Source organism: Bradyrhizobium sp. TM239 (genome assembly GCF_036247985.1).
Taxonomy (GTDB): Bacteria; Pseudomonadota; Alphaproteobacteria; order Rhizobiales; family Xanthobacteraceae; genus Bradyrhizobium; species Bradyrhizobium ottawaense.
Genome location: NZ_BTIR01000060.1, coordinates 1 through 286, shown reverse-complemented (window position 1 = coordinate 286; position 286 = coordinate 1). Strand labels below are relative to the sequence as shown.

Below are 286 nucleotides of genomic sequence, written 5' to 3'. Positions count from 1 at the left end.
CGAGCCGATCGGCTGCATAAGCTCCGGTCATAGTACCAAGCGAAACGAAGACCACACTGGAGGGGTGACGGCCAAGCAGCAGGAAACCTGCCAGCAACAATGCCGCTACAAAACCGATCAAGGTTCCGGCCGGAAGAACGGCAAAAATCGATGCGACCCCGAAATCGCGTGAAAGCAGCGCCACACCGTAGCCGGCCGTGCAGAAGAACAACGACTGACCCAAGCTCAAGATCCCGGCATAGCCCCACACCAGGTCGAACGACAACGCGAAGAGGCACAGGATGAG

Annotated in this window: 1 protein-coding gene; it reads right to left on the bottom strand. The window is 58.4% G+C overall.

The annotated features are described in order from the left end of the window. Nucleotides 1-286: ABC transporter permease subunit (locus AABA84_RS34900; protein ID WP_445083436.1), on the bottom strand; the 286-nt coding region annotated here is incomplete at both ends.